Annotated in this window: 29 protein-coding genes; 9 read left to right on the top strand and 20 right to left on the bottom strand. The window is 63.7% G+C overall.

Going from position 1 to position 25684, the window contains the following annotated elements; all coding sequences use genetic code 11:
* The 3 genes from fghA to mbfA are packed head-to-tail and all read right to left on the bottom strand — an operon-like array spanning window position 1 to window position 2813.
* Window positions 1–834: an S-formylglutathione hydrolase gene (fghA, locus tag AB4M76_RS02205; protein ID WP_368440175.1), complete on the bottom strand. Its 834-nt coding sequence runs from the start codon at window positions 832–834 to the stop codon at window positions 1–3.
* Between the two features lie 29 nt (window positions 835–863).
* The gene (locus AB4M76_RS02200) at window positions 864–1793 is read right to left on the bottom strand and encodes an AEC family transporter (protein WP_368440174.1); all 930 of its coding nucleotides are present in this window, start codon (window positions 1791–1793) and stop codon (window positions 864–866) included.
* Window positions 1794–1838: 45 nt separating this feature from the next.
* Window positions 1839–2813, bottom strand: a complete 975-nt coding sequence (gene mbfA / locus AB4M76_RS02195; protein WP_368440173.1) for an iron exporter MbfA — start codon at window positions 2811–2813, stop codon at window positions 1839–1841.
* A 168-nt stretch (window positions 2814–2981) separates the two neighbouring features.
* Here mbfA and AB4M76_RS02190 point away from each other — a divergent pair, with 168 nt between their 5' ends.
* On the top strand, window positions 2982–3443 hold the full coding sequence (locus AB4M76_RS02190; protein WP_368440172.1) for an I78 family peptidase inhibitor: 462 nt from the start codon (window positions 2982–2984) through the stop codon (window positions 3441–3443).
* Window positions 3444–3455: 12 nt separating this feature from the next.
* Here the strand turns inward: AB4M76_RS02190 and paaK are convergent, their stop codons facing one another.
* Both paaK and paaI read right to left on the bottom strand, forming a co-directional pair.
* Window positions 3456–4766 (bottom strand): phenylacetate--CoA ligase PaaK, encoded by a 1311-nt coding sequence (paaK, locus tag AB4M76_RS02185; RefSeq protein WP_368440171.1) that lies wholly within the window; start codon window positions 4764–4766, stop codon window positions 3456–3458.
* Window positions 4766–5203, bottom strand: a complete 438-nt coding sequence (gene paaI / locus AB4M76_RS02180) for a hydroxyphenylacetyl-CoA thioesterase PaaI (RefSeq protein ID WP_368440170.1) — start codon at window positions 5201–5203, stop codon at window positions 4766–4768. The genes paaK and paaI overlap by 1 nt, the downstream gene beginning before the upstream one ends.
* Window positions 5204–5326: 123 nt before the next feature.
* On the opposite strand from paaI, the gene AB4M76_RS02175 reads away from it, so the two are divergent.
* Window positions 5327–5674, top strand: coding sequence for a DUF2794 domain-containing protein (locus AB4M76_RS02175; protein WP_368440169.1), 348 nt, complete (start codon window positions 5327–5329; stop codon window positions 5672–5674).
* On the opposite strand, the gene AB4M76_RS02170 is transcribed toward AB4M76_RS02175, so the two are convergent.
* The 3 genes from AB4M76_RS02170 to AB4M76_RS02160 form a co-directional block, all read right to left on the bottom strand.
* On the bottom strand, window positions 5671–6438 hold the full coding sequence (locus AB4M76_RS02170) for a C40 family peptidase (protein ID WP_368440168.1): 768 nt from the start codon (window positions 6436–6438) through the stop codon (window positions 5671–5673). The two genes, AB4M76_RS02175 and AB4M76_RS02170, sit on opposite strands and share 4 nt — an antisense overlap.
* Window positions 6435–7817 (bottom strand): M17 family metallopeptidase, encoded by a 1383-nt coding sequence (locus AB4M76_RS02165; protein ID WP_368440167.1) that lies wholly within the window; start codon window positions 7815–7817, stop codon window positions 6435–6437. The genes AB4M76_RS02170 and AB4M76_RS02165 overlap by 4 nt, the downstream gene beginning before the upstream one ends.
* A gap of 64 nt (window positions 7818–7881) precedes the next feature.
* On the bottom strand, window positions 7882–8274 hold the full coding sequence (locus AB4M76_RS02160) for a hypothetical protein (protein WP_368440166.1): 393 nt from the start codon (window positions 8272–8274) through the stop codon (window positions 7882–7884).
* Between the two features lie 137 nt (window positions 8275–8411).
* On the opposite strand from AB4M76_RS02160, the gene AB4M76_RS02155 reads away from it, so the two are divergent.
* Window positions 8412–9062: a carbonic anhydrase gene (locus AB4M76_RS02155; protein ID WP_368440165.1), complete on the top strand. Its 651-nt coding sequence runs from the start codon at window positions 8412–8414 to the stop codon at window positions 9060–9062.
* Between the two features lie 80 nt (window positions 9063–9142).
* Here the strand turns inward: AB4M76_RS02155 and AB4M76_RS02150 are convergent, their stop codons facing one another.
* The 3 genes from AB4M76_RS02150 to AB4M76_RS02140 all read right to left on the bottom strand — a co-directional run bounded on the left by AB4M76_RS02150 (window position 9143) and on the right by AB4M76_RS02140 (window position 11244).
* Window positions 9143–10165, bottom strand: a complete 1023-nt coding sequence (locus tag AB4M76_RS02150) for an aspartate-semialdehyde dehydrogenase (protein ID WP_368440164.1) — start codon at window positions 10163–10165, stop codon at window positions 9143–9145.
* Window positions 10166–10274: 109 nt separating this feature from the next.
* Complete coding sequence (locus AB4M76_RS02145) at window positions 10275–10949, bottom strand: hypothetical protein (RefSeq protein WP_368440329.1); 675 nt, start codon at window positions 10947–10949, stop codon at window positions 10275–10277.
* A gap of 1 nt (window position 10950) precedes the next feature.
* Entirely contained in the window at window positions 10951–11244 is a 294-nt protein-coding gene (locus AB4M76_RS02140) for a hypothetical protein (RefSeq protein WP_368440163.1), read from the bottom strand.
* A 203-nt stretch (window positions 11245–11447) separates the two neighbouring features.
* Here AB4M76_RS02140 and AB4M76_RS02135 point away from each other — a divergent pair, with 203 nt between their 5' ends.
* From AB4M76_RS02135 to AB4M76_RS02125, 3 genes are all read left to right on the top strand, one after another.
* Window positions 11448–12023: a hypothetical protein gene (locus AB4M76_RS02135; protein ID WP_368440162.1), complete on the top strand. Its 576-nt coding sequence runs from the start codon at window positions 11448–11450 to the stop codon at window positions 12021–12023.
* A 124-nt stretch (window positions 12024–12147) separates the two neighbouring features.
* The gene (locus AB4M76_RS02130) at window positions 12148–12777 is read left to right on the top strand and encodes a ribonuclease HII (protein ID WP_368440161.1); all 630 of its coding nucleotides are present in this window, start codon (window positions 12148–12150) and stop codon (window positions 12775–12777) included.
* Window positions 12778–12865: 88 nt separating this feature from the next.
* A complete protein-coding gene (locus AB4M76_RS02125) occupies window positions 12866–13966 on the top strand; it encodes a site-specific DNA-methyltransferase (protein ID WP_368440160.1) in 1101 nt (366 codons plus the stop codon).
* A 107-nt stretch (window positions 13967–14073) separates the two neighbouring features.
* On the opposite strand, the gene AB4M76_RS02120 is transcribed toward AB4M76_RS02125, so the two are convergent.
* From AB4M76_RS02120 to AB4M76_RS02110, 3 genes are all read right to left on the bottom strand, one after another.
* Complete coding sequence (locus AB4M76_RS02120) at window positions 14074–14499, bottom strand: response regulator (RefSeq protein ID WP_368440159.1); 426 nt, start codon at window positions 14497–14499, stop codon at window positions 14074–14076.
* 69 nt (window positions 14500–14568) lie between these two features.
* Window positions 14569–15717 carry an alkane 1-monooxygenase gene (locus AB4M76_RS02115; RefSeq protein WP_368440158.1) on the bottom strand — a complete coding sequence of 383 codons (1149 nt, stop codon included), beginning with the start codon at window positions 15715–15717 and terminating at the stop codon, window positions 14569–14571.
* Window positions 15718–15782: 65 nt separating this feature from the next.
* Window positions 15783–16847, bottom strand: coding sequence for an A/G-specific adenine glycosylase (locus AB4M76_RS02110; RefSeq protein WP_368440157.1), 1065 nt, complete (start codon window positions 16845–16847; stop codon window positions 15783–15785).
* Between the two features lie 83 nt (window positions 16848–16930).
* On the opposite strand from AB4M76_RS02110, the gene AB4M76_RS02105 reads away from it, so the two are divergent.
* Genes AB4M76_RS02105 through AB4M76_RS02095 form a run of 3 tightly spaced genes read left to right on the top strand, consistent with a single transcriptional unit; the run spans window position 16931 to window position 19282 of the window.
* Window positions 16931–17440: a DUF721 domain-containing protein gene (locus AB4M76_RS02105; protein ID WP_368440156.1), complete on the top strand. Its 510-nt coding sequence runs from the start codon at window positions 16931–16933 to the stop codon at window positions 17438–17440.
* Window positions 17441–17477: 37 nt separating this feature from the next.
* Entirely contained in the window at window positions 17478–18164 is a 687-nt protein-coding gene (locus AB4M76_RS02100) for a DsbA family protein (RefSeq protein WP_368440155.1), read from the top strand.
* Complete coding sequence (locus tag AB4M76_RS02095; protein WP_368440154.1) at window positions 18164–19282, top strand: CaiB/BaiF CoA transferase family protein; 1119 nt, start codon at window positions 18164–18166, stop codon at window positions 19280–19282. The genes AB4M76_RS02100 and AB4M76_RS02095 overlap by 1 nt, the downstream gene beginning before the upstream one ends.
* Here AB4M76_RS02095 and lpxK read toward each other — a convergent pair.
* The 6 genes from lpxK to AB4M76_RS02065 form a co-directional block, all read right to left on the bottom strand.
* Window positions 19279–20265, bottom strand: coding sequence for a tetraacyldisaccharide 4'-kinase (gene lpxK / locus AB4M76_RS02090; RefSeq protein WP_368440153.1), 987 nt, complete (start codon window positions 20263–20265; stop codon window positions 19279–19281). The genes AB4M76_RS02095 and lpxK overlap by 4 nt on opposite strands.
* Window positions 20265–21497: a 3-deoxy-D-manno-octulosonic acid transferase gene (locus AB4M76_RS02085; RefSeq protein ID WP_368440152.1), complete on the bottom strand. Its 1233-nt coding sequence runs from the start codon at window positions 21495–21497 to the stop codon at window positions 20265–20267. Before AB4M76_RS02085 ends, lpxK begins: the two co-directional genes overlap by 1 nt.
* Before the next feature lie 6 nt (window positions 21498–21503).
* Window positions 21504–21746: a DUF4170 domain-containing protein gene (locus AB4M76_RS02080; protein ID WP_368440151.1), complete on the bottom strand. Its 243-nt coding sequence runs from the start codon at window positions 21744–21746 to the stop codon at window positions 21504–21506.
* A gap of 63 nt (window positions 21747–21809) precedes the next feature.
* Window positions 21810–22592: a 3'(2'),5'-bisphosphate nucleotidase CysQ gene (locus tag AB4M76_RS02075; RefSeq protein ID WP_368440150.1), complete on the bottom strand. Its 783-nt coding sequence runs from the start codon at window positions 22590–22592 to the stop codon at window positions 21810–21812.
* A complete protein-coding gene (locus AB4M76_RS02070) occupies window positions 22579–23925 on the bottom strand; it encodes a TldD/PmbA family protein (RefSeq protein WP_368440149.1) in 1347 nt (448 codons plus the stop codon). Before AB4M76_RS02070 ends, AB4M76_RS02075 begins: the two co-directional genes overlap by 14 nt.
* A gap of 118 nt (window positions 23926–24043) precedes the next feature.
* Window positions 24044–25573, bottom strand: a complete 1530-nt coding sequence (locus tag AB4M76_RS02065) for a DUF2125 domain-containing protein (RefSeq protein WP_368440148.1) — start codon at window positions 25571–25573, stop codon at window positions 24044–24046.
* Window positions 25574–25684: the final 111 nt, after the last annotated feature.

Raw genomic sequence — 25684 nt, 5'->3', positions numbered from 1 at the left:
TTAGCCTGCATAAAGCGCGTCGGCATGGAAGGCGACATGGTCTTCCATGAAGCTCGCCACGAAGAAATAGCTGTGGTCATAACCCGGCTGCATGCGAAAGCTGCCTTGCTGGCGTTTGGCGGCCATGGCCTCGGCCAGCGCTTCGGGCTTCAAGAGGTCGAGGAACTGGTCGCTGCTGCCCTGGTCGATCAGCACCGGACCATCGAAACCCTTTTCGCGCATCAGCAGAGTGCTGTCATGTTTCGCCCATGCGGTCTCATCGGACCCTAGATAGGCGCTCAGCTGTTTCTTGCCCCAATCGCTCGCCGTCGGGCGGGTGATCGGCGCGAAGGCCGAGACCGAGAGGAAGCGTCCCGGCAGGTTCATCGCCAACGTCAGCGCGCCGTGGCCGCCCATGGAGTGGCCGGTGATGCCTTGGCGCTCCATATCGAGAGCAAAGTTGTCGCCGAGCAGGCCGGGCAGTTCCTCGGCCAGATAGTCCCACATCTGGTAATGCGCCGCCCATGGGTCTTGCGTCGCGTTCACATAGAACCCCGCGCCTTTGCCCAGATCATAGGCGTCATCATCTGCCACATCCTCGCCGCGCGGCGACGTGTCGGGGAAAACCACCGCGATGCCATGTTCGGCCGCCCAAAGCTGCGCGCCGGCTTTGGTCATGGCGTTCTCATGGGTGCAGGTCAGGCCCGAGAGATACCACAGCACCGGCACCGGGCCGTCCTGCGCCTCGGCGGGGAGGAACAGGCCGAATGTCATGTCGCAGCCGCAGGCGTCGGAGGCGTGGGAGTAGACCCCCTGCGTGCCACCGAAACAGGCGTTTTCCGAGATGGTTTTCATGGCAGCGTTCCTTTCGAAATAGGTTGAAGTCACAGGGCCGACACCCAGCCTACGACAAGGCTGACGGTAACGATACTGACCGTGGTGGAAACAAGAATGGCGGCAGAGACCCGCTGAGGCGCGACGCCGTAATGCTGCGCGAGCATATAGACATTGCCCGCCACCGGCAGCGACGCCGCGGCGATGATGACCCCGGCCTTGTAGGGATCAACGCCAAAGAGCAGCAGCGCGGCAAAGGCCACAAAGAGCGGGTGCAGCACCAGTTTGCAAAAGCTCAGCCAGCCGGCAATCTCGATCCGCTCGGCAGATTTGGAGGCCAGAGAGGCGCCAATGGCGAAAAGCGCGCCGGGGGTGGCGGCGCCGCCGAGGATGGCGAGAAACTCGTTCAGCGGCACCGGGATCGGGATTTCGAACCCGGACCAGAGAAAACCCAGCGTGATCGCCACGATCATCGGGTTTTTCAGCAGCCCCAGCCCGACGATCTTGAGGGTCGCCAGCCGCAGCTGCCCTTCGCGCGATCCGACGATCAGGATCACGATCAGGCTGGAAAAGATGATCATATCGATGGAGAGCGCCAGCAGCACCGGGCCAATGGCCTCTGGCCCCAGAAGCAGTGTCAGCATCGGCACGCCCAGAAAGCCGGTATTGCCGATCACCGCGCATTGCGCCTCAATCCCATTGGTCGCCACGTCGAGCCCGCGCAGGAAACCGACGAGGCTCGCCACGGCATAGACAAAGGCGGTCCCCCAAAGATAGGCGGCGACAAGGCGGCTGTCCCAGACCTCGGCCAGCGACAGATTGGCGGAAAAGCGAAACAGCATCGCCGACAGGGCGAAATAGAAGACGAATTTGGTGAGATAGGCCGTCGCTTCTGCCGAAAAGAACCGCGTGCGCCCGGCCCAGTAGCCAAGGCCGATCAGCGCAAAGAAGGGCAGGGTTTTCAAGAAGATCGCGACCATGGGTCAAGCAATAGCCAGCCCGCCCATGGGGTGCAATGGGCAAGCCTAGCCGGAGCCGATCAGCACCCCGGCGGCAAAGACCAGCGCGCCGCCCAGGACGACCTGAAATGCGGCGCGGAAAAACGGCGTCTCCATGAACCTGTTCTGGATCCAGGCGATGGCCCAAAGCTCGATGAAGACGACGATGATCGCCACCACCGTCGCGGTCCAGAAATCGGTGATGAGATAGGGCAGCGCATGGCCCAAGCCGCCCACGGTGGTCATCACCCCCGAGGCCAGCCCGCGTTTTACCGGCGAGCCACGGCCCGACAATTCGCCATCGTCCGAGGCGGCTTCGGTAAAGCCCATCGAGATGCCCGCCCCCACGCTGGCGGCAAGACCCACGAGGAAGGTCGTCCAGGTGTCATGGGTGGCGAAAGCGGTGGCAAAGATCGGCGCGAGGGTGGAGACCGAACCGTCCATCAGCCCCGCCAGCCCCGGCTGCACCCATGTCAGCAGAAATTGGCGGTGCGCGCGGTGGTCCTCACTGCTGCGGCTGTCTTTGCTCAGGTGTTTTGCCGTCAGGTCTTGGGCGCTGCCCTGATGCCCCGCCTCGGCGGCCGCCAGATCGCCCAGAAGCTGCCGCGTGGCCGCATCGCTGGTGCGGGCGGCGGCGGCGAGGTAGAATTTCTCGGCGTCCTGCTCCATCGCGGCGGCCTCTTCGCGGATGCGCTCCAAGGACAGGTTTTCAATCAGCCAGACCGGGCGGCGGGCATAATAGCCCGAGACATGCTCGCGCCGGATCAACGGGATCACCTCGCCAAAGCGGTCGCGGTGCAGGGCGATGAGGCGGCGCCGATGATTGTCCTCTTCGGCGGCCATACCGTCGAAAATGGCGGCGCTGTCGGGGTAATCGGCACGAAGACGCTCAGCGTAGTCACGGTAAATCCGCGCGTCGTCTTCTTCCGAGGAGATCGCCAGCGCCAGCACCTCCTGCTCGCTGAGGTCTCTGAACCGTTTGCGGTTAAAGGAAAAACGCATGCCCATGTCCTTTGTCTCGCGCAAGTCTAGGGCGCGGGGCGCAGCGGGGCAATTCAAAACGGGGCGCCCGCGCTTTGAGGGGGGCTTGGCAGGGCGCAAGGCGGCTCTAGTTCTTGGCGCTAAGGGTCGGCTTCTACCGGCACGAGGCGAAACGACGAGGTTTGGAACATGAGAGTAGTTTTTCTGGCACCCTTTATTCTGGCAGGCTGCGCCCCGGTCATCCCCGCACCGCTGCCGCCCGCGCCGACAGCCGCGGCCAGTGCGACGGTGGCGCAGCCGGTTCCCGAGACGCCCGCCGTCCAGACCCAGGCGCTGGAGCCGAAACCAAAGCCCAAACCGGCGCCGACATCTTCGAACACGCCCAAGCCCAAGCCAGAGACTTCGCAATCTAAGGCAAGCGCCTCTGACTCGTCGGCCGAGAAGCCGGTCGCGACCGGTGAGAAAGTCGGCACCTGCAATGAGGGCAGCTGGTGGGGGCTGATTGGCCGCCCGCGTTCCGCGGCGAGCATCGTGTCAGAGCCGAAACGCGTCTATACCGAGGGCGACCCGGTCACGACGGATCACCGACCGGAGCGCACCAATATCGTGTTGGATGCCGAGGGTAAGATCACCAAGGTGACCTGCGGCTGATCCCAAAGGCTCCTAGGTCTTGGGACGTTTGTCGAGAATGCGCACGGCTTTGCCCTCTGACCGGGCAACGCCGCCGACATCCATGACCTCGACCGTGACCGAAATGCCCACTGTTTGCTTGATCTGCGAGGACAGCGCTTTGATCGCCGCCGCGCGGGCATCCGTGGTCACGCTGGCATCGGCACATTCGCAAAGCACGCGCATCTGATCCATGCGGCCCGGGCGCGACAGTTCGATCTGAAAATGCGGGGCGAGGCCCGGCGTCGCCATCAAAGCCTCTTCGATCTGGGTCGGGAAGACATTGACGCCGCGCAGGATGATCATGTCGTCGCTGCGGCCCGTGACCTTCTCCATCCGCCGCATCGAGCGGGCGCTGCCGGCCAGAAGCCGCGTGAGGTCGCGGGTGCGGTAGCGGATGATCGGGAAGGCCTCTTTGGTAAGCGAGGTAAAGACCAGCTCCCCCATCTCACCGTCCTCGACCGGTTGGCCGGTCTCGGGGTTGATGATCTCGGGGTAGAAGTGATCCTCCCAGATGTGCAGCCCGTCCTTGGTCTCGACACATTCCATCGACACGCCCGGCCCCATGACTTCGCTCAGCCCGTAGATATCGACCGCATGCATGTCAAAGGCCTGTTCAATCTCCAGCCGCATCGCATTGGTCCAGGGCTCCGCGCCAAAAATGCCGACTTCGAGCGAGGATTGCCGCGGGTCGATGCCCTGTTTGGCATATTCATCCAAGATCGACAGCGCATAGGAGGGGGTGACGGTGATGCCCTTGGGTTGGAAATCCTCGATCAGCCGCACCTGACGCGGGGTCATGCCGCCCGAGATCGGCACACAGGACAGGCCAAGCGCATCGGCGCCAAGGTGAATGCCCAGACCGCCGGTGAACAGCCCGTAGCCATAGGCGTTGTGCAGCATGTCACCGGGCCGCATCCCGGCGGCGCGCAGCGAGCGGGCGACGACCTGACCCCAATTGGCGAGGTCATTCTTGGTATAGCCCACCACCGTCGGCTGGCCTGTGGTGCCGGAGGAGGCATGGATCCGTGCCAGTTGCGTGCGCGGAACGGCGAACATGCCGAAAGGGTAGTTGTCGCGCAGGTCGGTCTTCACGGTGAAGGGAAAGCGCGACAGATCCGCGAGGTCTTTCAGATCGTCGGGATGCACCCCCGCATCGTCAAAGCTCTTTTTGTAGAACGGCACATTGTCATAGGCGTGGCGCAGGGACCATTTCAGGCGCTCCAACTGCAGGGCGCTGATCTCGTCCCGGCTGGCGACCTCAATTGGGTCGAGCGTGTCCTTCGCGGGGGTCAGGTCTTTCATCAGGTCGGCTCCTCCTCGGTAAATAGCTGGCCCTTCAACGTGCGGGACAACCCGCGAAACAGGGCGACGGTGCGGCCATCTTCGCCCGTCACCGTCACATCATAGATGCCCGACCGCCCGCTGCGCGACACTTCGCATGCGGTGGCGGTCAGCCGCTCCTCTGGCTGACCGGGGCTGAGATAGGTGATCTGGTTTTGCTGGGCGACGGTGGTCTGGTTGTAGCTGTTACAGGCAAAGGCAAAGGCGCTGTCGGCAAGGCTGAAGATAAAGCCGCCGTGGCAAATGCCGTGACCGTTGAGCATATCGGCACGCACCGACATCGACAGAACCGCGCCCCCGGGTGTGACCTCATCAATACGCATGCCCAGCCCGGCAGAGGCCGCGTCTTGGGCGAACATCACGTCGGCGCATTTCCGGGCGCGGGCGTCTGGGGTCATGCCGTCTTGCCTTTGTGTTTCAATTTTGAGCTAGGTTGCACAATCTTGTAACGCTTTCAAGAGATTTGAAGCGCGCTTCACGTCAGGGCTTGATTTGGCCCCCTGCAAGGTCAACTGTCAATTATGAGCATTGAGCCCCCATCGTCCGCCTCGGCCTTTGAGCGTCAGCCCGAACAGGTCGCCTTTCACCGCACTGAATTGTCTCTGATTCTATCGCTCTATGGCCGAATGGTCGCAGCGGGCGAATGGCGCGACTACGGCATCTCACATCTGCGCGATGTGGCGGTCTTTTCGGTCTTTCGCCGCACGGCGGAAATCCCGCTCTACCGGATCGAAAAGCGGCCCAAGCTGCGCAACCGGCAGGGGATGTATGCGGTGATCGGCACCGGCGGGCAGATTCTGCGGCGCGGCCATGATCTCAAGGCTGTGCTGCGGGTGTTGGAGCGCAAGCTGATCCGCTCGGTGGATTAGGGCAGGTTGGGCCTGCGATGCGCCGTCACCGGCCCGTCGCCGCCCGCTTCGATCCGCTGGATGGCGTCCTTGATCGGCTCATAGGACACGGCCATCCTATGAGCATTGGCGTGGATGATGGTTTCCGGATCGACGACCAGCGCCACATGGCCCTTCCAGAACAGCAGGTCGTTGCGCTGATAGGCCCCGGCAACCGCCGTGCCGACCACGCCCTCTTGCTGGCCACTGTCCCCGGGGCAGGGGATGCCGCAGGCGAGCAGCGCGGCTTGCACAAGGCCGGAGCAGTCGATCCCCCAGCGGCTGTTGCCGCCCCAGAGATAGGGGGTGCCGAGAAACAGCGCCGCGATCCTGGCCGGGTCGTCTTGCAGCTGATCCCATGGCGCAAGGTGGACCCGCGGGATATGGCCCTGCGGTGTCTCGGCAAAATTCTTGCTCTGCGCGGTCACGGTGACGGGCGAGCCGTAGCTGAGGCTCAGCAGGTCCGGTGATTTGAGATCCGCGCGGGCATAGGCATGGGTGGCAGGCACGCAGACGCGGTGGGTCGCCGCACGGGGGCGGGTGAGGGCGCTTTGCCGAAGATGGCCGCGATAGCCGTCTTTCTCTGCTTCGACATGCGCCCAGCCCGATGTCTCGCCCAATACCGTCACGCGCTCGCCAAAGAGCAGCTGCCGGTCGCGCGGCCCCTCGGGATGGCGGCAGAGGTCCGCCAGTGGCACGCCGATCTGCGCGGCACGGCCTTCGGGTATCAGAGCCGTCGCGCTCATAGGTTCAGCAGGTCCGGCAGGGCGGCAAACAGGGCGCGGGTGCCTTGGCCGGTGCCGCCTTTGGGCCGGGCCGGGGCGTCGGAGGGTTGCCAGCCGTAGATGTCGAAATGCGCATATGTGCTGTCGGTCACAAAGCGGCGCAGGAAGAGGGCGGCGGTGATGGACCCGGCGAACCCGCCCTTGGGCGCGTTGTCGAGGTCGGCGATCCCCGGCTCGATCAGGGTTTCATAAGCGTCATGGAAGGGCATCCGCCAGACCGGATCAGCGGCCCTGCGCGCCGCGTTTTCAAGGGCAGAGACAAAGGCATCGTCATCGCTGTAATAGGGCGCAAGATCCGGCCCCACGGCCACCCGTGCAGCGCCCGTGAGGGTCGCCATCGAGATGATCTGATCCGGCGCCTCCTCATCCGCCAATGCCAGCGCATCGGCCAGCACCAAACGCCCTTCGGCATCGGTGTTGTTGATCTCGACCGTCAGCCCCTTGCGCGAGGTCAGGATATCCCCGGGGCGGAAGGCATTGCCCGCCACCGAATTTTCCACCGCCGGGATCAGTACACGCAGCTGCAGGGCCAGACCCGTGGCCATGATCATCTGCGCCAGCCCCAAGACCGCGGCGGCCCCGCCCATGTCCTTTTTCATCAGACCCATCGAGGCACCGGGTTTCAGGTTTAGCCCCCCGGTGTCAAAACAGACACCCTTGCCCACAAGCGTCAACCTCGGCCCCGTATCGCCCCACCGCATGTCGATCAGGCGCGGCGCACGGTCGGCGGCGCGGCCGACGGTGTGGATCATCGGCAGGTTGTTTTCCAGCAGCGCCTCGCCGGTGGTCACCTCGATCTTGGCGCCATGCTGCTCGGCCAATTTGCGCGCCGCGGCTTCGAGATCGGGTGGCCCCATGTCCGAGGCAGGGGTGTTGATCAGGTCACGGGTCAGCATCTCGCCCCGGGCGATGGCGGCGATGTGCTCAGCGTCGATCCCCTCGGGCGCGACAAGCTTTGCCTCCAGCGGGGTCTGGTCGCGGTAACGCGCGAAACGGTAGCCCGCGAGCAGCCAGCCAAGCGCTTCGGGCGCGGCCTGATCTTCGGGCAAGCCGTTGGCGATCTGGTAATCCCCCTTGGGCAGACGCGCTGCGGCCCCGGCGAGATGGAAACGCCCACGGCGGCGGGCAGCCGCGCTGCCATAGCCCGCCAGCGCCATCACCGGCGCGCCTTCGGCCCCCGGCACCACCAGCGCCTGCCCCAGACCGCCGGTAAAGCCGCTGGCCGAGACCCAGGCCTGCACCGGGGCGTCCTGCTTTTCGAGCCAGCCGTCCAAGTCGGTTTCGCTGAGCACATGCAGCGGCAGGGCGGTATCGGAGGCGGTGGCGAATTCGGCGGACATGACAAACCTTTGCATAGCTGGATTTGCCGCGCAGCCTAACCTTTCCACCGCCACCCGCAAGCCGTCAGAGCGTGATGTCCTGCATGTCCCAGATCGCGGTCAGCGAGCGTTCGCCAATCCGCAAGAGCCGCGATAATGTCGCCGCCAAAGCGATGTCATCCGCCTGATCGATCGATAGGGTCACATCCTTTGCCACCTGCGCGACCAGCCCCATGCCGATCTGATCCGCGATGGCAATCAGCCGATGCACGCTTTTGCGCAGCCCGGCCTGATCCCCCGCGCGGTACAGCCGGTCACTATGCGCCATGCGCAGCGCCAGTTCTTCCATCGCGCGGCAGACCACATCCTCGGCCCCCACTTCGCCCAATTGCCTGTACAGCAGCCCCAGCCGCTCTTGATCGACAAAGACCTGCTCGGTCGGTCGTATTTGCACCAATTGCATGTCGTCACCCTTCATTCAGCCCCACGGCCTTGGTGCAGGATGGCGGATGAAGATGTGCAAAGGGTTGCGATGCCAGCGTCTTTTCCCTCGAAATCGCCGTGCATTTGCGCTATTTGCGAGTAAAACGCTAAAGGCAAAAGGAACGTTTGACCATGGACAATGCCAAGGCCCTGCCGTCGTATCTGTTGCAACGTTATCAGGGGTGGAAGGCAACCGGATATGCCGAAAACCAGACTTGGTATCGTCGTTTGGCCGCCGAAGGGCAGCGCCCCCGTGCGATGGTGATCTCTTGCTGCGACAGCCGTGTGCATGTGACCTCGATCTTTGGCGCCGATCAGGGGGAGTTCTTTATTCACCGCAATATCGCCAACCTCGTCCCGCCCTATGAGCCCGACGGCAAGCAGCACGGGACCTCGGCGGCGGTGGAATATGCCGTGAATGCCTTGAAGGTCGCGCATCTCATCGTGCTGGGCCATTCCAGCTGTGGCGGGGTCGCGGGCTGTATTCAGATGTGTCAGGGCAAAGCCCCCGAGCTTGAGGGGCCAGACAGTTTCGTGGGCCGCTGGATGGACCTGTTGCGGCCCAAATACGAGAAGGTCGAAAGCGTCGAAGATCCCGCAGAGCAGCAGCTTCAGCTTGAGCGGCAGGCGGTGATGACCTCTTTGGAAAACCTGATGACCTTCCCATGGATCAAGGAGAAGGTCGAAGCCGGCACATTGAGCCTGCATGGTCTGTGGACCGACATTGGCGAGGGCAGTCTTGAATATTACGACGCGAAGTCGGGCGAGTTCGAGCCGGTTTGACACCGCCACCACCCAAGAGCTGGACGCGAAAAAGGGGGCCGATTGGCCCCCTTTCTTTTGCTCACGCTATGACGCGCGCTTCAGCCCTTTTTCAGCACTTCGCGGCCCAGCAATTCGGCGATCTGCACGGCGTTCAGGGCGGCACCCTTGCGCAGGTTGTCGCTGACGCACCAGAGGTTCAGACCGTTGTCGGTGGTGCTGTCCTGACGGATGCGGCTGATGAAGGTAGCGAAATCACCGACACATTCGACGGGCGTGACGTAGCCGCCGTCTTCGCGCTTGTCGATCACCATGAGGCCGGGCGCTTCGCGCAGGATGTCGCGGGCTTCGGCTTCGTCGAGGTGGTCTTCGAACTCGATGTTGATCGCCTCGGCATGGCCCACAAAGACCGGTACGCGGACGCAGGTCGCGGTGACCTTGATCGAGGGGTCGACGATCTTCTTGGTCTCGGCGACCATCTTCCATTCTTCCTTGGTCGAACCGTCCTCAAGGAAGACGTCGATATGCGGAATCACGTTGAATGCGATCTGCTTGGTGAATTTGGAGGCGGGTTTGTCATCGGTCGGGTTGTAGATGCTCTTGGTCTGGTCCCAAAGCTCGTCAATGCCTTCCTTGCCCGCGCCCGACACCGACTGATAGGTCGAGACCACAACGCGTTTGATCTTGGCCCGGTCATGCAGCGGCTTCAGCGCCACGACCATCTGCGCGGTGGAGCAGTTGGGGTTGGCGATGATGTTTTTCTTGGAATAGCCATGCACCGCCTCGGGGTTCACCTCCGGCACGATCAGCGGCACGTCCTGGTCATAGCGGTAGAGCGACGAGTTATCGATCACCACACAGCCGGCTTTGGCGGCGGCAGGGGCGTATTTCTTGGTCGCTTCAGACCCCACGGCAAAGAGCGCAATGTCCCAGCCGGTGAAGTCAAAGGTGTCGAGGTCTTTGCTCTTCAGGGTCTTATCCCCAAAGCTGATTTCGGACCCCAGCGACCGGCGGCTGGCCAGTGCCACGATCTCATCCACCGGGAACTGGCGCTCGTCCAGAATGTTCAGCATTTCACGGCCCACATTGCCTGTGGCGCCTACGACGGCGACGCGATAACCCATTTGAGTACTCCTGTCTGTCTCATTCAGTTGGCTGCCGTTTACCGTGCTTGCGCAGCATTGGCTAGGGCCAGCCATGTGCTGGCCGCTCGGGGCAGGGTTTCGCCGGGGGTCAGAGGACTTTGATCACGTCCTTGTCGATCGCCAGCATATAGCCGCGCCGGGCGATGTTCTTGACCAGCAGTTCCGACACCAGCTGATTGCCCAGCGTGTCCCGCAGGCGTTTGATCCGGGTGGCGCCGGCGGCTTCGTCGCAATCGGCCGGGCTGCGGCCCGATATCATCCCCTCGATCTCGGAGCCAGACAGCACGTCATCATCCATCCGCGCTTCGGCAAGGACAGACATCGTTTCCATCGCAGCGCCGGTCAGTTTGAAGCCGAGGTTGTTGAGATAGACGGTGTTTTCCTCACGGCTGATCAGCAGCGAAGAGACCTGAATCCCCGCCCGCTCAATCTGCGCCATGCGGCGGTTAAAGCCGATGAGCATGATCAGAAACACCATCGCGGCGGCCAGCATGGCGGCGGCAAAGACCAGCAGCACGATGATGACCACACGGTAGCTGGCAAGCGTTTCGGAAAAGGCGGTACCGGATTGGGCGAGGATTTCGAGCAGCTTGATCTCGGCCTGGGTGGTCAGATCGTCATTCTCGATAAAGATCCGCTCAACCCGCGCGTTGAACACATTGGCATCCGGCAGCGCCCAGAGCAGCAGCGCCGCCCCGGCCAGCAAGACGAAGGCAACGGCGGCAATGCCACCGCCGACGAAACGCCCGCCAAACCTGCGCATATCAGAAGCGGAGGTAGTATTTTCCTGCACTGTCTTTCCTTTGATCCAGACCATCGTCGCCGAACACGGACAGTACATTCAACAATGTCCAGCCCTCTGCCGCAAGACGCGGCGTGAGTTCGGCCTCGGCTCCGGCGGCGTCGCAGGCATCGTTAATCTGCGCCACCCCGTAGTGGAGGCGCAGAGGATCGTCTTGCTTGGCCTTGTAATCGGCATAGCAATCAGCCGCTGCCGCAGCGGGCAGGGCCAAGGTGACCGTCAGCGCGGTCAGCAGGGTGAAACATGCGTTTTTCATATGTTTTTAATGCGCTTTCGCCGGCTGATATTCAATAACCAAGCCGGTTTTCAGAGATTGTTATCGGATAACGGACCCCTGTTATTGCCTGTCTTTGGCCCCGCCCCCAAATTTGTGGCACCAACAGACACACGGCCCCCGAACCTGGCCGTCACAGCAGAGAGCGCAAGCAGAAACGCGCTGAAACGAGAAGGGACACAGATATGTACCGCAAGTTCATTGCCACCATCGCCGCCCTGTCGGTTGCCATCACAGCCTTTGGCACACGTCCGGCCGCGGCAGATGAAAAGGATGTGCTGCGCACATTGGCCGCCATCGCGGGCGTCGCGATTGTTGGCAAGATGATTTACGAGAACAACAAGAAACGCGACCGAGAGCGCGAGACGGTGACCCGCCGCCGCGCCGCCCCTGTCTATGAAGCGCCGCGCTATTACCCCGCCGTGTCAGAGCGGCCCCGGCTGCGCCCCCGCGCCGATCTGCGCCGCCAACCTCAGTGGGAACAGCCCAGCCGCGACGTGACCCCGCATATCGAGCGCGAAGTGCGCCCGCTGCCCGAACGCGTCGACCGCAAGCTGCTGCCGCAGCAATGCTTCCGCAGCTATGACGGCGAAGACGGCAAGGTGATGATGTTCGGTGAGCCCTGTCTTGAAAAGAATTACGCCCATGTCGACCGACTGCCCAGCTATTGCGCCAAACGCGTGAAGACGGCGGACGGCGCACGCTACGGCTATGATGCCCGCTGCCTGCGCGACACCGGCTACAGCTTGGCCCGTCGGTAAATCCGGCGTGCCTTGACCGAGCGGCACGTCCCTGTCGCTCGGGTTTTGAAAGGGGGGGTGTTCGGGCGCCTCCCCTTTCTCTTTTCTATTGCATCGTGAGGCGCCTTGCGGTTTCACCAACTTCATGATTCCGGACTATGAACTCGAACGCAGCGCCTTGGCGCAGGGCTTTGGCACGATCGCCGGGGTCGATGAGGTGGGCCGTGGGCCGCTTGCCGGGCCGGTCACCGCCGCCGCAGTGGTCTTTACCGAAGGGCATATTCCCGAAGGGCTGAACGATTCGAAGAAACTGACCGCCCGCGCCCGCCAGCGCCTTTGCGATGAGATCATGGAGGTGGCGGTGGTCTGTGTCGCTCATGCCAGCGTCGAAGAGATCGAAGAACACAACATCTTGCGTGCCAGCCATCTTGCCATGACCCGGGCGCTGGCCGGGCTAAGCTGCGCGGCGGATTACGCGCTCATTGACGGCAATATGCTGCCCCGCGATCTGACGCTACCGGCGCAGCCTGTGGTAAAGGGCGATGCCCGCTGCCTGTCGATTTCGGCGGCCTCCATCGTGGCCAAAACGGCGCGAGATACCCTCATGGTGGACTTGGCGCAACAACATCCGGGCTATGGTTGGGAAACCAATATGGGATATGGATCGAAAAGCCACATGGCCGCGCTGCGGGCTCTTGGTGTCACCCCACACCATAGACGTTTGTTCAAACCGGTACACAATATCTTGTATCAAGCCAATTTGTTAACTGACTGATTCAAAAAAGAAATTGACCACGAATCTCTGATGGCTCATTTTATCCACAACCAATGAGCGCTTAAGCGCCGGGTAATGAGGCAGAGATATGAAAACGATGACAAAGGGCGCTGCGGCGCTTCCCTTGAACACTATTGTTGCGGGCGATTGCATTGAGGCAATGAACGCCCTGCCAGCAGAGTCGGTGGACCTGATCTTCGCGGATCCGCCCTATAACTTGCAGTTGCGAGGCGATTTGCATCGCCCGGACAATTCCAAGGTCGATGCAGTTGATGACGAATGGGACCAATTCGCCAGCTTCAAAGCCTATGACGAGTTCACCCGCGCCTGGCTGAAAGCCGCGCGGCGTCTGCTGAAACCCGATGGCGCGATCTGGGTGATCGGCAGCTACCACAACATCTTCCGTGTTGGCGCGGCGCTTCAGGATCAGGGGTTCTGGATCCTCAACGACGTGGTCTGGCGCAAGTCCAACCCGATGCCGAACTTCCGCGGCAAACGTTTCACCAATGCCCATGAGACGATGATCTGGGCCGGTAAGGGCGAGAACAGCAAATACACCTTTAACTACGAAGCCCTGAAGGCGCTGAACGAAGGCATCCAGATGCGCAGCGATTGGGTGCTGCCGATCTGCACCGGCCATGAGCGGCTGAAGGATGAGGCCGGCGAGAAAGCGCATCCGACGCAAAAGCCCGAAAGCCTGCTGCACCGTATCCTTGTCGGCTCGACCAACCCCGGCGATGTGATCCTCGACCCGTTCTTCGGCACCGGCACCACCGGCGCGGTGGCCAAAATGCTGGGCCGCGATTTCATCGGGATCGAGCGTGAAGAAGCCTATCGCAAGGTCGCCGAAAAGCGGATCTCGATGGTGCGCAAATTCGACAACGAAGCGCTGCAAACCACCACCTCCAAACGCGCCGAGCCGCGGGTGCCCTTCGGCCAGTTAGTCGAGCGCGGCATGCTGCGCCCGGGCGAGAACCTCTATTCCATGAATGGCCGCCACAAGGCCAAGGTCCGTGCCGATGGCACCCTCATTGGCAGCGATGTCAAAGGGTCGATCCATCAGGTCGGCGCGGCCTATGAGAAAGCGCCAAGCTGTAACGGTTGGACCTATTGGTGCTACAAGAAAGACGGCAAGAATGTCCCGATCGACATTCTGCGTCAGCAGATCAGGGCCGAGATGGCGAACTGATCCACCCCGGATAATCGAACACCGCCGGCGCCTGCGGCCCCTCTGCGTGAGGGGCATCATCGCGGGTGCCTACCTTGACCCCGCCCCCCGGCGGGGTTTTTTTGGTCTCAGTTCAGGCACCGCCTGCGGGATTTGAACTGCCGCAAGGCCGCTTCGACATAGCGCGCATCGAAATCCGATTTGCTGACCACATAGAGCACCCCTGCCGATGCCGCCTTTTCCCACATGAAGGGCGAGGGCCAGTCGCTGACCATGATCACGGGGATCTCGGCATGCCGGTCGTCACAGGCCAGTTCCAGCGCGAAATTCGCGCCCAGCCCATCGGGCAGGTTGTTGTCGAGCAGGATCAGCGCCTTGTCGCCCCGTTCCAAGGCGCGCCGCGCGGCTTCGATGCTGGGGGCAAATTCCACCCGCATCCCGCCATAGGCGCGCGCTAGGATGCGGCGCAGTTTCTCGCGGTCAAACTCACTGTCTTCGACGATCAGGCAGGTCCCCTCTCGCCCCGGCTGTTGCGATACTGTCTGTTGTTGCATCTGTGCCACTCCACTACTCGTGCCCGGCGCAAGGTATGACAGGGAAGGTTTAACAGAGCGTTGCGCGGATCACAGGCGCGGCGGGGGATTGCTGGCCTTGTTATAGGGCTTCCAGTCGGTGATCTCGGGGTAATAGGTCTCGCGCCATTTGCGCACGCGGGGGTTCATGATGCGCCGCCAAAGCGGCGGCACCATCGCCGCCATGGTCATCACCGGATAGCCATAGGGCAGCTGCGGCGCGTCCTTGGCGCCATAGGTTTGCAGCACGGGGAAACGCCGATCGGGTTTATAGTGGTGATCGGAATGGCGTTGCAGGTTGATCAGCAACCAGTTCGACGCCCGATGCGCCGCGTTCCATGAATGCCGCGGCTGGACGTGCTCATATTTGCCACCGCCCAGATGTTTGCGCGTCAGCCCGTAATGTTCGATGTAGTTGACCAGCTCCAACTGCCAGATCGCCACCCCGGCCTGAATGAGGAAAAGCCCCAGCCCGCTCCAGCCGCCAAGCAGCAGCGCCAGCAGCAGAAAAGCGGCCTGCAGCGCCCAGTATTTGAAAAACGGGTTGCGCGGATCGGTCCAGGGCAGCCGCTTGCGGGCCAGCATGTTCTTTTCGGCCTGAAAGGCCGAGGTCAGCGATTCCAGCAGCACGCGCGGGTAGAAACGGTGAAACCCTTCATTATAGCGCGCCGTGACCGTGTCGCGCGGGGTGCCGACATGGCGGTGATGGACCAGCAGATGCTCGGAGCGGAAATGCGAATAGAGCACCATGCCGAGCATAAAGTCCGCCAGGAAGCGTTCGGTCTTGTTGCGCTGGTGCATCAACTCATGGCTGTAGTTGATCCCAATGGTGCCGGTGATGACCCCGACCCCAAAGAACAGAAAGATCCGCTCTGCCGTGCCCAGATGCCCGGCGCGGGTGGCGTAGTAGATCAGGCCAAAGACGGTCAGGAATTGCAGCGGTGCCCAGATCAGCGTGACGAGGCGGTACCAGTAGAGGTCTGCTTCGGTCGCCTCCAGATCGGCGTTGTCGAGGTTCAGCCCCAGCACCGCGTCGAGCATCGAAAACAGATACCATGTCACCAGCGGCAGCAGCGCGATGGTCCAGCCGCCCTGCGTGGCGCAGAACCATGCCAGCGGGATCAGCAACAGCGACAGCCAGAACGGCAGGGCGCGGCTCAGACGGGCAAGGTCTTGCGGGGCGATGATGCGGCTGGCCATGGGTTCCCTCGCTGTTTGCGCCAGATATACCTTAGATTGTAGAGGCCACAAAGCCTGACGTCGCGCTACCGGGTCAGGTCAAAGGCCTTGCGCATGACGGTGGGCAGATCGCCGGGGCTGAACTGGTTCTGGCCGATAAATTCGCCGGTCTCGGGTGTGGCTGCATGGCCGACGCGGGCGTGTTGAACCGTGAGCATCAGGTGAAAATGCGTGAAAGTATGGCGCACCTCTCCGGGCAGGGGCTGCCAGCCTGCCACGAGGGGCGGGGTGCCTTCGGGGCGCGGCTCGGCCGTGTCGACCCAGTCCGAGCCGGGCCAGCCCAACATGCCGCCGAGCAGCCCTTTGTCGGGCCGCGTTTCCAGCAACCACGCGCCATCCGCGCGCTGTGCCAGATAGACGGTGCCATGGCGGATCGGTTTCGGCTTTTTCGGGGTTTTCTTCGGCAGACCCACCGCAGTGCCTTCTGCCCGCGCAAGGCAGGGGGCGCGCCACGGGCAGATGCCACAAGCGGGGGATTTCGGGGTGCAGATCGTGGCGCCGAGGTCCATCACCGCCTGCGCGTAATCGCCCGGACGGCCCTGCGGTGTGAGCGCTGCGGCCCGCCCCATCAGCTCGGGCTTCGCAGCGGGCAGGGGGGTGTGGATATCATAGACCCGCGCCATCACCCGCTCGACATTGCCATCGAGCACCGCATGCGGCAGGTCAAAGGCGATGGAGGAGATCGCCGCCGCCGTATAGGGCCCGATCCCCGGCAGCTTCAGCAGCGCGTCATGATCGGCGGGGAAGGTGCCGCCATGTTCCGCCACCACCACCCGCGCGCATTTCAGTAGATTGCGGGCGCGGGCGTAGTAGCCAAGCCCGGCCCATTCGGCCATCACGTCGGCATCCTCTGCCGCCGCCAGCGCCGCCACATCCGGCCAGCGGGCGGTGAAACGGGCGAAATAGTCCTTTACCGTGGCCACCGTGGTCTGTTGCAACATGACCTCGCTCAGCCAGATGCGGTAGGGGTCGGGCCGCACGCCGGCCTTGCGCGCGGCGGGCGGCACCCGCCAGGGCAGGGCGCGGGCATGGCTGTCATACCAGTCCAGCAAGATCGGCGGCAGGTCGCTGACAGGGGGGATTTCACGCAATGTTTATGGCCTTTCCGGGCGCTGAGGGCTGGTTACACAGGGGCAAATTGTTATGTAGGTTGAGACATTCGGGAAACATAGTCATGCCGCCACGCCGTACCAGTACAAAAGGGTTCAAACGCACCGACAGTCTCTTGTCGGGGCAGATTCGCAAGGCGAGCGAGACCCGTGGTTTTGCGCAATCCCGACTGTTGACCCATTGGGCCGAGATCGCGGGGGAGGCCACCGCCGCCATCTCGCGGCCCGTCGAGGTGAGCTATGGCCGCAAGGAAGGCATCGGCGCCACGCTTACGCTGCTCACGACCGGGGCCAATGCGCCGATGCTGGAGATGCAAAAGGAGCAACTGCGCGAACGGGTGAATTCGGTCTATGGCTATAACGCCATCGCGCGGGTGCGGATCACCCAGACCGCCGCTACCGGTTTCGCCGAAGGGCGGGTGGCTTTCGACCACAAGGAAAAGGCCGCGAAACCCGCGCCCGACCCTGCGTTAAAGCGTCAGGCCGCCGCTGCCGCAGAGCCGGTGGCGGATGAGGGGCTGCGCGCGGCCCTTGCACGTCTGGGCGAGAATGTATTGAACAAGAACCAAAGCTAACCACCTAAAGCTGACGAAAAAGACAAAGGAACACCCTATGAACCGCAGAAATGTAATCCTTGGCGGTCTCGCCACGCTCGGTCTCGGCGGCTGGTATGCTGCAAGCAGCTTCGGCAGCGGCCCCCTTGGCAGCACCGCGCTGACCCCCTTCGTCGGTGCCGCGAACGCGCAAACAACCGAGGGCGAGGTGGACACCTCCGGCATTACAGAGATGGTCCTGGGGGACGAAAACGCGCCCATCACGATGATCGAATATGCGTCCTTCACCTGCCCGCATTGTGCGACTTTCCACAATGAGACCTTCAAGAAGCTGAAGGCCGATTACATCGACAGCGGCAAGGTCAAATTCATCTACCGCGAAGTCTATTTTGACCGCTACGGTCTCTGGGCGTCGATGGTGGCGCGTTGTGGCGGGCAAGAGAAGTTCTTTGGCATTACCGACCTGATCTACAAATCGCAAAGCGAATGGACCCGCGCGGGCGAACCTGCCGCCATCGTCGATGAACTGCGCAAGATCGGTCGTCTGGCCGGGCTCGACAATGAGACCCTGGATGAATGTCTGAAAGACGGCGCAAAGGCCGAGGCGCTGGTGGCATGGTACACCGAAAACGCGGAGAGCGATGATATCTCCAGCACGCCGAGCTTTGTCATCGACGGCGAGAAACATGCCAACATGTCCTATGCCGACATGAAGGAAATCCTCGACGAGGCGCTGGCCGGGTAATGACCGCCCCGCTTGCAGGACTGAAAGTCGTCGAACTGGCACGTGTTCTGGCTGGCCCCTGGGCCGGTCAGACACTGTCGGACCTTGGCTGCGAGGTGATCAAGGTGGAAAGCCCGGCGGGGGATGATACCCGCCAATGGGGTCCGCCCTTTGTCACCCGCGACGAGGATGTGTCCGCCTCTTACTTTCATTCGACGAACCGGGGCAAAGCCTCTGTCACCGTCGATTTCCGCAGCGAAGAGGGGCAGGCCAAGGTCAAGGAGCTGCTGGCAGATGCGGATATCCTGATCGAGAATTTCAAGACCGGGGGATTGGCGAAATATGGGCTCGACTATGCCAGCCTGTCTGCGCAGTTCCCCAAGCTGATCTATTGCTCGATCACCGGCTTTGGCCACAGCGGGCCTTATGCCCATCGCGCAGGCTATGACTTTATCATTCAAGGCATGTCGGGGCTGATGTCGATCACCGGCGAGCCGGACGGCCAGCCGCAGAAATCCGGCATGGCGATCACCGATATCTTCACCGGGGTCTATGCCAGCACCGCGATTCTGGCCGCCGTGCATCAGCGTCACCAAACCGGCGTCGGCCAGCATATCGACATGGCGCTGCTGGATTGCGCCGTGGCGATCACCGGCAATCAGGCGATGAACTATCTGACCACCGGCAAGGCGCCGACGCGGATGGGCAACGCGCATCCGAACCTGACGCCCTATGAGGTGTTTGAGTGCTCCGACGGCCATCTCATCATCGCCACCGGCAATGACGGGCAATATCAGCGCCTGTGTCGGTTGCTGGGCCTCGATGACATGGCCACCGCGCCGGAGTACCTCAAGAACGCCGACCGCGTCGCCAACCGGCCCGAGATGATGCGCCGCCTGACCGGGGCCACCCGTCTGCGCAGCCGTGATGATCTCTTGGCGGCCTGCGAGGCGCATGGCGTGCCGGCCGGGCCGATCAACGATATGGCCGATGTCATGGCCGATCCGCAGGTCGTGGCGCGGGGCATGCAGATCGAGCTCGACGGCGTGCCGGGGCTGCGCTCGCCCTTTACCTTTTCCGGGGCCGATCTGTCGCTGCACCGCCCGGCGCCGAAACTGGGCGAGGACAACGACGCCTAGGGCGCTGGCAGCCTGTCCAGCGCCGCATGTAGCGCGTTGCCCTCGGGCAGGGACAGGCGCACTGGCAGGGTCAGCACCTTGCTGCGGAACTCCATCGGCAGGCGCACCGCGTCTTTTTCGGTGGTGACAAGCTGCGCCCCGCGCATCGCCGCCTCCGTCTCCAGCCGCAGCATCAGGCGCGAGGTCAGCGGCTGGTGATCCTCCAGCGCTTCGGCATGGAGGATCGTGGCGCCCAGCCCGCGCAGCGTGGCAAAGAATTTCTCGGGATGGCCGATGCCCGCGAAGGCAAGCACTTGGGAATCCGACCAATCCATGCCGGTTAGCAGAGGGGCGAGTTCGGCCTGCGCATGGGGCAGGTTTGTTTTCGGCAGGCTTTGCGCAAAGCGCGTCTGCGCCGCCGCATCCCCGATCGACAGCAGCAGATCGGCCCGCGCCAATCCGGTCGCGACCGGTTCGCGCAGCGGTCCGGCAGGCAGGCAGAGCCCATTGCCAAAACCCTTGACCGCATCCACCACGACGATGCGCAGATCCTGCGCCAAGGCCGGGTTCTGAAACCCGTCGTCCAGCACCACCACGCTGGCCCCCGCAGCCACGGCGGCCTCTGCGCCGGCGGCGCGGTCTCGCGCCACCCAGACATCGCAAAAGGCCGCCAGCAGCAGCGGCTCGTCCCCCACTTCGCCCGCGCTGTGGTGCAGAGGATCAACCCGCAGCGGCCCCTCCAACGTGCCGCCATAGCCGCGCGAGACGACATGCGGGCGCTGGCCTCGGTCCAGCAGATATTGCACCACCGCCATCACCGTGGGGGTCTTGCCGGTGCCGCCCGCGTTGATGTTGCCGACGCAGATCACCGGCACCTCAAGCCGCAGCGGCGTGGCCTTGGCCAGCCGTCGTGCGGTGGCTGCCGCATAGAGCGCGCCCAGCGGCTGCAAGAGGCGCGCCCGCCAGTCGGGCCGGGGCAGGTGCCAGAAGTCCGGCGCGCGCATCAGGCCGCCCCCGCGATGTCATCAAGCCGGTCCTGCACCATATCAATCACCCGATCCGCCAAAGCCGCGCCTTCGCTGACCACATCCCAGCCGGCATGGGCCATGGTTGCCGCCTGATCCGGCGCGATCAGCCGCGACACCGCATTGCCCAAGGCCCCCGCGTCATTCACGATCCGCGCCGCCCCCGCTGTCGCCAGCCGCCCATAGGACGGCAGATAGTGCCGCACCTTGGGACCGTAGAGCACGGCAGAGCCAAGGGCGGCGGCCTCAAACGGGTCACTGCCGCCATGACCGGCGACCAAAGAGGAGCCGAGAAAGGACACCGGCGCCACCCGAAAGAACAGCCCCCGGTCGCCCGGGTCATCGGCCACCATCACCTGGGTCGTCTCATCAGGGTAGGGGTCTTCGCCCCATCGGATCACCGTAAAGTCGCGTGCCCGGGCGCGTTGGACCGCCTGTTCGGCCGTGGCATAGTCATGCGCATGCAGGATCAGCAAAAGCCGGTGCGACAGCCGCAGCGCCTGCCGGTGCGCGCCCAGCACGACGGGGATCTCTTCGGGCAGGAGTTGATTGGCATACCAGACCGGACGCCCGCCGAGACAGGCCGACATATCCGCAAGGTCCGAATCCGCACAGGGCAGCACCTCTCCCCCGGCCAGCAGGGCCGAGGTCGCCTCGCCCCGGCTGCGCGGCAGCCCCAGTTGCAGCAGCCGGCGCAGCGCGCTTTCGGAGCGGGCGAGGGCCAGTTCGAAGGAAGACAGAAGCCGCCGCGTCACATCCGGCAGCCAGCGATCCCGCCGCCCGTCAAACCCGCTGTTGTCAGCGTCGATCATCACCATGGGGCAGCCCCGCGCCGCGGTTTCCAGCACAAGGTTCGGGCGCAGACCGCCCCAGGTCCAGATGCAGAAATCCGGCTGCCAATGATCCAGAAACGCCGCGACATTGTCCGGATGTTCCCCCGGCACTCGGGTGATGAACAGATTGCTGGTCGCACAGGGGGGCGGGTCTGAGGGCGCGGCGCTGTCGGGCAGGGTGACCAAGACCGACAGCCGCCCGCGCATTGCCATCAGCCGTTTGGCAAGGTCCAGCACCGCCAGCACATTGCTCGGCTCGGCGGCGTGAAACCAGACCAGCTCGCCCCCGGGGCGCGCGGGGTAGGCGGCGGCAGGCTCCGCACCGCCGCGCCGCACAAGCGCGCGATAGGCCGTCAGCCCCAGCGACCGCGCCGCCATGGGGGGTTAGCCCAGTTCTTCGGTGGGGGAGGCGGGTTTCTCCTCATCGCGCAGACGGTGCAGATGGGCGATGAAATAGCGCATATGCGCATTGTCCACGGTGCGATGCGCTTCGGATTTCCACGCGTCATAGGCGCTGGCGTAGTCGGGAAAGATGCCGACCACATGGATGTCATCGACATTCTTAAAGGCGTTCTTGGTCGGGTCGATAAGTTCGCCACCGAAAACAAGGTGCAGGCGTTGGGTCATGGTGCTGTCCTTTGATCTGTCAAAGCTGCGGTGCTGCTGTCTTTGCCTAGCAGATGGGGCCGGTCACGCAAGGGCGTCGATCAGGGCCGCTTGGATCGCCGGGCCGCCCGCGACGATCCCGTCGACACGCGGATCAGGGTTGTTGAACCGCAGCGGCCCGCCCTTGGCCGTGCTGCATTGGCCGCCGGCCTCAGTGACGATCAGCGTGCCCGCGGCAATGTCCCATTCCCAAGTGCGGCGCAGGGTGATCATCGCATCAAATGACGCATCCGCCACCAGCGCCATGCGGTAGGCCAGCGAGGGGCGGTAGCTGCGTTTGAACACCGGCGGGGCGCCGCCGTGCCAGCGTTCCGCCACCAGCGCCGGCCGGGCCGCCAAAACGGTCGCCGCCGCCAGATCGGTCAGGGACGAGCTGAGGATCGGCGTGCCATTCAGCGTCGCCCCGCCGCCGCGGCTGGCGGCATAAAGCATGTCGCGCAGGGGCAGATAGACCACCGCCGCCGTCACCTCCCCCGCCTCGGCCAGGGCCAGGGAATGGGCCCAGGTGTTCTCTCCGGCGACAAAGCTGCGGGTGCCGTCGATCTGGTCGATGATGAAGACGCGGTCATGGGCCAGCCGGTCGCTGTTGTCCTCGGTTTCCTCGGACAGCCAGCCATAGTCGGGCCGCGCGCCGCGCAATTGCGCCAGCAGCAGGTCGTTCACCGCCAGATCGGCCTCGGTCACCGGGCCGGCATTGTCCGGCTTGTCCCAGCTTTTCGCCGAGGGTCCGGCAAAGCCGCGCGCCACTTCGCCCGCCGCGCGGGCGGCGGCGATCAGCAGGTCGAGGTCGTCTTTAGGCCCCGGCAAGGGTCATCCCCGGCACCAGCAGCGACGGCACCACCCGGCTCAGATGGGTCCGCGCGTCATTGGCAGGCATCAGGCTGCGCAGCATATCGCGCAGATTGCCCGCGATGGTGCATTCGTTGATCGCATGGGTGATCTCGCCATTCTCGACCCAAAGCCCCGAAGCCCCGCGCGAGTAATCGCCGGTGTTGGGGTTGATCGTGCTGCCGATCATCGAGGTCACCAGCAGCCCGGTCCCCATCTCGCGGATCAGATCATCGCGGCTGGCGCTGCCCTGGGTCAGGGCGATGTTCCAATTCGACGGCTGCGGGCCCGAGCTTGGCCCCCGCGCGGCGTTGCCGGTGGGCGTAAGCCCCAATTTGCGCGCCGTGGTCAGATCGAGCGTCCAGCCCTGCAAGACGCCGTCCTCGACAAGGGCGCGCCGGTTGGTGGGCAGACCTTCAGCATCAAAGGGGCGCGAGCCGGTGGCGCGGATGCGGTGCGGGTCTTCGATCAGCGACAGGCCCTTGGGCAGCACCTGCTCGCCCATGGCATCGCGCAGGAAAGACGCGCCCCGCGCAATCGCCTGCCCGTTGATCGCGCCCAGAAGATGCCCGATCAGCGATGCCGCGATACGCTCATCAAAAAGCACCGGGTAGCTGCCGGTGGGCGGTTTGCGCGCATCCAGCCGGGCCAAGGCGCGTTCGCCCGCGCGGGTGCCAATCTCTGCCGCATCGCGCAGATCGGCCTGGAAAATCCGGCTGTCGCCGTCGTAATCCCGCTCCATCCCCAGCCCGCTGCCCGCAATCGCCACGCAGGAGAGCCCGCGTTCGCTGCGGGCATAGCCGCCCTCGAAACCATTGGTCGCGGCCAGATAAATCTGCTGCGCGCCATAGCCCGCCCCCGCCGATTGCACCTGACTGACGCCTGCAACCGCCAGGGCCGCCGCTTCGGCGCGTGCGGCGTCGTCTTGCAGCGCCTCGGGGCTGGGTTCGGGGCTGGGGTCGTATAGTTCCAGCGCGGTGGCAGAGCGGTCGCGGGCCAGTTGATCGGGCTCGGCCAGCCCGGCATTCGGGTCTTCGGGCGCTTCGCGTGCCATGGCGACGGCGCGTTCGGCCATTTCCTCGATCGTGCGCGACGCGGTGTCGGAGGCCGAGACATTGGCCGACCGTCGCCCGACAAAGACCCGCAAGCCGATGTCCGTCCCCTCGGCCCGTTCGGCCTGTTCCAAGGTCCCATCGCGCACCTCGATGGAGACCGAACTTGCGCTGATCGCCATGGCATCGGCAGCATCCGCCCCGGCGCGGGTGGCGGCTTGCAAAAGGGATTTGGTCAGCGCATCGAGAGCTTTGGACATGAAACGGCTCCGGGTTGGTTGCAAGAGGCGTAGCCCCCTGCACCCCTCGGGGCAAGGGCAGCCGCGCAGAATTGGGGCGGCGGGGGCATCGACCGCCCCTGCCGCCCTGAAGCCAAGGTTACTTAACCCGCTGGCCGTTGGCGAGAATGGCACCCTCTTCGGTGAACTCGATCTTCGACTTCAAGGAATCCTCACCGCCGGCCGGCACCGTGAAGAGGCCGATCATCATCCGCGCGCCCAGAGCCTGCTCTTGCGGCAGCAGCCCCATAGAGACCAATTTGTCCATCAAGGCGATCCCGCCAACCAGCGACAGGTCCAGCGCGCCGACCGGCTTGGGAAAGCCCGGCACGGTTTCAAGATCGCTGTTGTCAAAGGTCAGATCGCCGGTCCCGTTGAACGCCGCCCCGGCCGCGTCGAGAGAGAGTTCATTGACCGACAGCGCGTGAATTTCAGCTGGCTCGGCGGCGGTCTCGGCGGCGGCGGCTTCCGGGTCCATCAGGTCAAACAGCAGCTTGGCCTTGCCCGACAGATCGACAACCAGACTCGCCGGATCGCGCGGCAGATGGCCGGCAGGGTCGAAGATGCCCCAAATCATATCGGACATCTGGAATTCATTCAGCGTCAGGCCAAAGGCAAAGTCCTGCGGCTCTTCGGACTCCAGCAGCGGCGCTTTCAGATTGAAACCGGTTTCGGCCATGCTGAACGTGATCGGGAAGGGCATGTCGGCGGAGGTCACATCCACCGCGATCTCTTGCTGACCGCCGGCGTAGTGCAGCCCTTCCGGCCCCATCTTGACGCTCAGCTTCGTGCCCGCCGAGCTTGAGGTCAGGCCGAAATCGCCGTTCTCAGGGTCAGACACCGCGACTTCGGCATTGCCCGCCCCGGCGCTAAAGCTGCCGTCCATCGCCATGCCCGCCTGCACCATGGCGGCCATATCGGCGGCGTCATCAAGCGTCGGCAGATCGCCCCCGGCCTCAAAGTCGATCAACAAGACCCCGCCCTTGAGCTTGAGCGAGGCCGGGTCATCGGGGGTGTTCATCAGCACGTCATATTGCAGGTTTCCGATTTGGCCGGTCTGCGCATAGCTGCGCTGGTCGTCCACCTTCATCTCGGTCCGGCTGCGCACATCGGTGCCGATCAGGCTGAATCTGGCCTGATCCTCGCCATAGCTTTCTTCGCCAATCTTCAGCCCGGCAAGGGTGAGCGAGATGGTTTCGGCGGCATAGTCATATTGCAGCGCCTCCGGCGTGCCGCTGGCGGTCAGCAGGGGGCCGCTTTGGCCATAGGTCAGCACCATGGAGACCGGTTCGTCATCCGGCCCTTCGGGCGCGACATCGATGGCCATGGGCATCTTTTCCGGCATGCGAATGTCAACCGCGCCATTGTCCTGCTGCACAAAGGTCAGCGTGCCCATCGACATGGAAAAACTGCCACCGTCTTCGGGCATCTGCATCCGCATGGTCACATCGCTGACGGTGAGCGTATCGCCCGACGCGCGCTCTTCGGCCTCCACCGTGTAGCCCATGTTTTCCATATAGTCGCGCCAATCCCCCCAGACCTGCGCCGGGGTCAGATCGGCCCAGGCGGCCTGGGTGATCAGCGTGGCGGGGATGGCAAGCAGAAGCGAGGGCGAACGGAGGCGGGACATCGGAAAAATCCTTTACGGCAAATGGTTGCGCCTAGGGTCTGCCAATCTCTGCGGCGGGTCAAGCCACGCAACACTGGACCGCGGCGCATCGGCAGATTACCACAAGGCCGG

The organism is Sulfitobacter sp. PS-8MA (assembly GCF_040933935.1).
Taxonomy (GTDB): Bacteria; Pseudomonadota; Alphaproteobacteria; order Rhodobacterales; family Rhodobacteraceae; genus Sulfitobacter.
Note: the sequence above shows the minus strand (reverse complement) of the source record. Positions and strands in the feature narration are given on the sequence as shown.

Coding starts and splice junctions, on each gene's coding strand:
- fghA (WP_368440175.1), bottom strand. CDS start 834: ATGAAAACCATCTCGGAAAACGCCTGTTTCGGTGGCACGCAGGGGGTC.
- AB4M76_RS02200 (WP_368440174.1), bottom strand. CDS start 1,793: ATGGTCGCGATCTTCTTGAAAACCCTGCCCTTCTTTGCGCTGATCGGC.
- mbfA (WP_368440173.1), bottom strand. CDS start 2,813: ATGCGTTTTTCCTTTAACCGCAAACGGTTCAGAGACCTCAGCGAGCAG.
- AB4M76_RS02190 (WP_368440172.1), top strand. CDS start 2,982: ATGAGAGTAGTTTTTCTGGCACCCTTTATTCTGGCAGGCTGCGCCCCG.
- paaK (WP_368440171.1), bottom strand. CDS start 4,766: ATGAAAGACCTGACCCCCGCGAAGGACACGCTCGACCCAATTGAGGTC.
- paaI (WP_368440170.1), bottom strand. CDS start 5,203: ATGACCCCAGACGCCCGCGCCCGGAAATGCGCCGACGTGATGTTCGCC.
- AB4M76_RS02175 (WP_368440169.1), top strand. CDS start 5,327: ATGAGCATTGAGCCCCCATCGTCCGCCTCGGCCTTTGAGCGTCAGCCC.
- AB4M76_RS02170 (WP_368440168.1), bottom strand. CDS start 6,438: ATGAGCGCGACGGCTCTGATACCCGAAGGCCGTGCCGCGCAGATCGGC.
- AB4M76_RS02165 (WP_368440167.1), bottom strand. CDS start 7,817: ATGTCCGCCGAATTCGCCACCGCCTCCGATACCGCCCTGCCGCTGCAT.
- AB4M76_RS02160 (WP_368440166.1), bottom strand. CDS start 8,274: ATGAAGGGTGACGACATGCAATTGGTGCAAATACGACCGACCGAGCAG.
- AB4M76_RS02155 (WP_368440165.1), top strand. CDS start 8,412: ATGGACAATGCCAAGGCCCTGCCGTCGTATCTGTTGCAACGTTATCAG.
- AB4M76_RS02150 (WP_368440164.1), bottom strand. CDS start 10,165: ATGGGTTATCGCGTCGCCGTCGTAGGCGCCACAGGCAATGTGGGCCGT.
- AB4M76_RS02145 (WP_368440329.1), bottom strand. CDS start 10,949: ATGCGCAGGTTTGGCGGGCGTTTCGTCGGCGGTGGCATTGCCGCCGTT.
- AB4M76_RS02140 (WP_368440163.1), bottom strand. CDS start 11,244: ATGAAAAACGCATGTTTCACCCTGCTGACCGCGCTGACGGTCACCTTG.
- AB4M76_RS02135 (WP_368440162.1), top strand. CDS start 11,448: ATGTACCGCAAGTTCATTGCCACCATCGCCGCCCTGTCGGTTGCCATC.
- AB4M76_RS02130 (WP_368440161.1), top strand. CDS start 12,148: ATGATTCCGGACTATGAACTCGAACGCAGCGCCTTGGCGCAGGGCTTT.
- AB4M76_RS02125 (WP_368440160.1), top strand. CDS start 12,866: ATGAAAACGATGACAAAGGGCGCTGCGGCGCTTCCCTTGAACACTATT.
- AB4M76_RS02120 (WP_368440159.1), bottom strand. CDS start 14,499: ATGCAACAACAGACAGTATCGCAACAGCCGGGGCGAGAGGGGACCTGC.
- AB4M76_RS02115 (WP_368440158.1), bottom strand. CDS start 15,717: ATGGCCAGCCGCATCATCGCCCCGCAAGACCTTGCCCGTCTGAGCCGC.
- AB4M76_RS02105 (WP_368440156.1), top strand. CDS start 16,931: ATGCCGCCACGCCGTACCAGTACAAAAGGGTTCAAACGCACCGACAGT.
- AB4M76_RS02100 (WP_368440155.1), top strand. CDS start 17,478: ATGAACCGCAGAAATGTAATCCTTGGCGGTCTCGCCACGCTCGGTCTC.
- AB4M76_RS02095 (WP_368440154.1), top strand. CDS start 18,164: ATGACCGCCCCGCTTGCAGGACTGAAAGTCGTCGAACTGGCACGTGTT.
- lpxK (WP_368440153.1), bottom strand. CDS start 20,265: ATGCGCGCGCCGGACTTCTGGCACCTGCCCCGGCCCGACTGGCGGGCG.
- AB4M76_RS02085 (WP_368440152.1), bottom strand. CDS start 21,497: ATGGCGGCGCGGTCGCTGGGGCTGACGGCCTATCGCGCGCTTGTGCGG.
- AB4M76_RS02080 (WP_368440151.1), bottom strand. CDS start 21,746: ATGACCCAACGCCTGCACCTTGTTTTCGGTGGCGAACTTATCGACCCG.
- AB4M76_RS02070 (WP_368440149.1), bottom strand. CDS start 23,925: ATGTCCAAAGCTCTCGATGCGCTGACCAAATCCCTTTTGCAAGCCGCC.
- AB4M76_RS02065 (WP_368440148.1), bottom strand. CDS start 25,573: ATGTCCCGCCTCCGTTCGCCCTCGCTTCTGCTTGCCATCCCCGCCACG.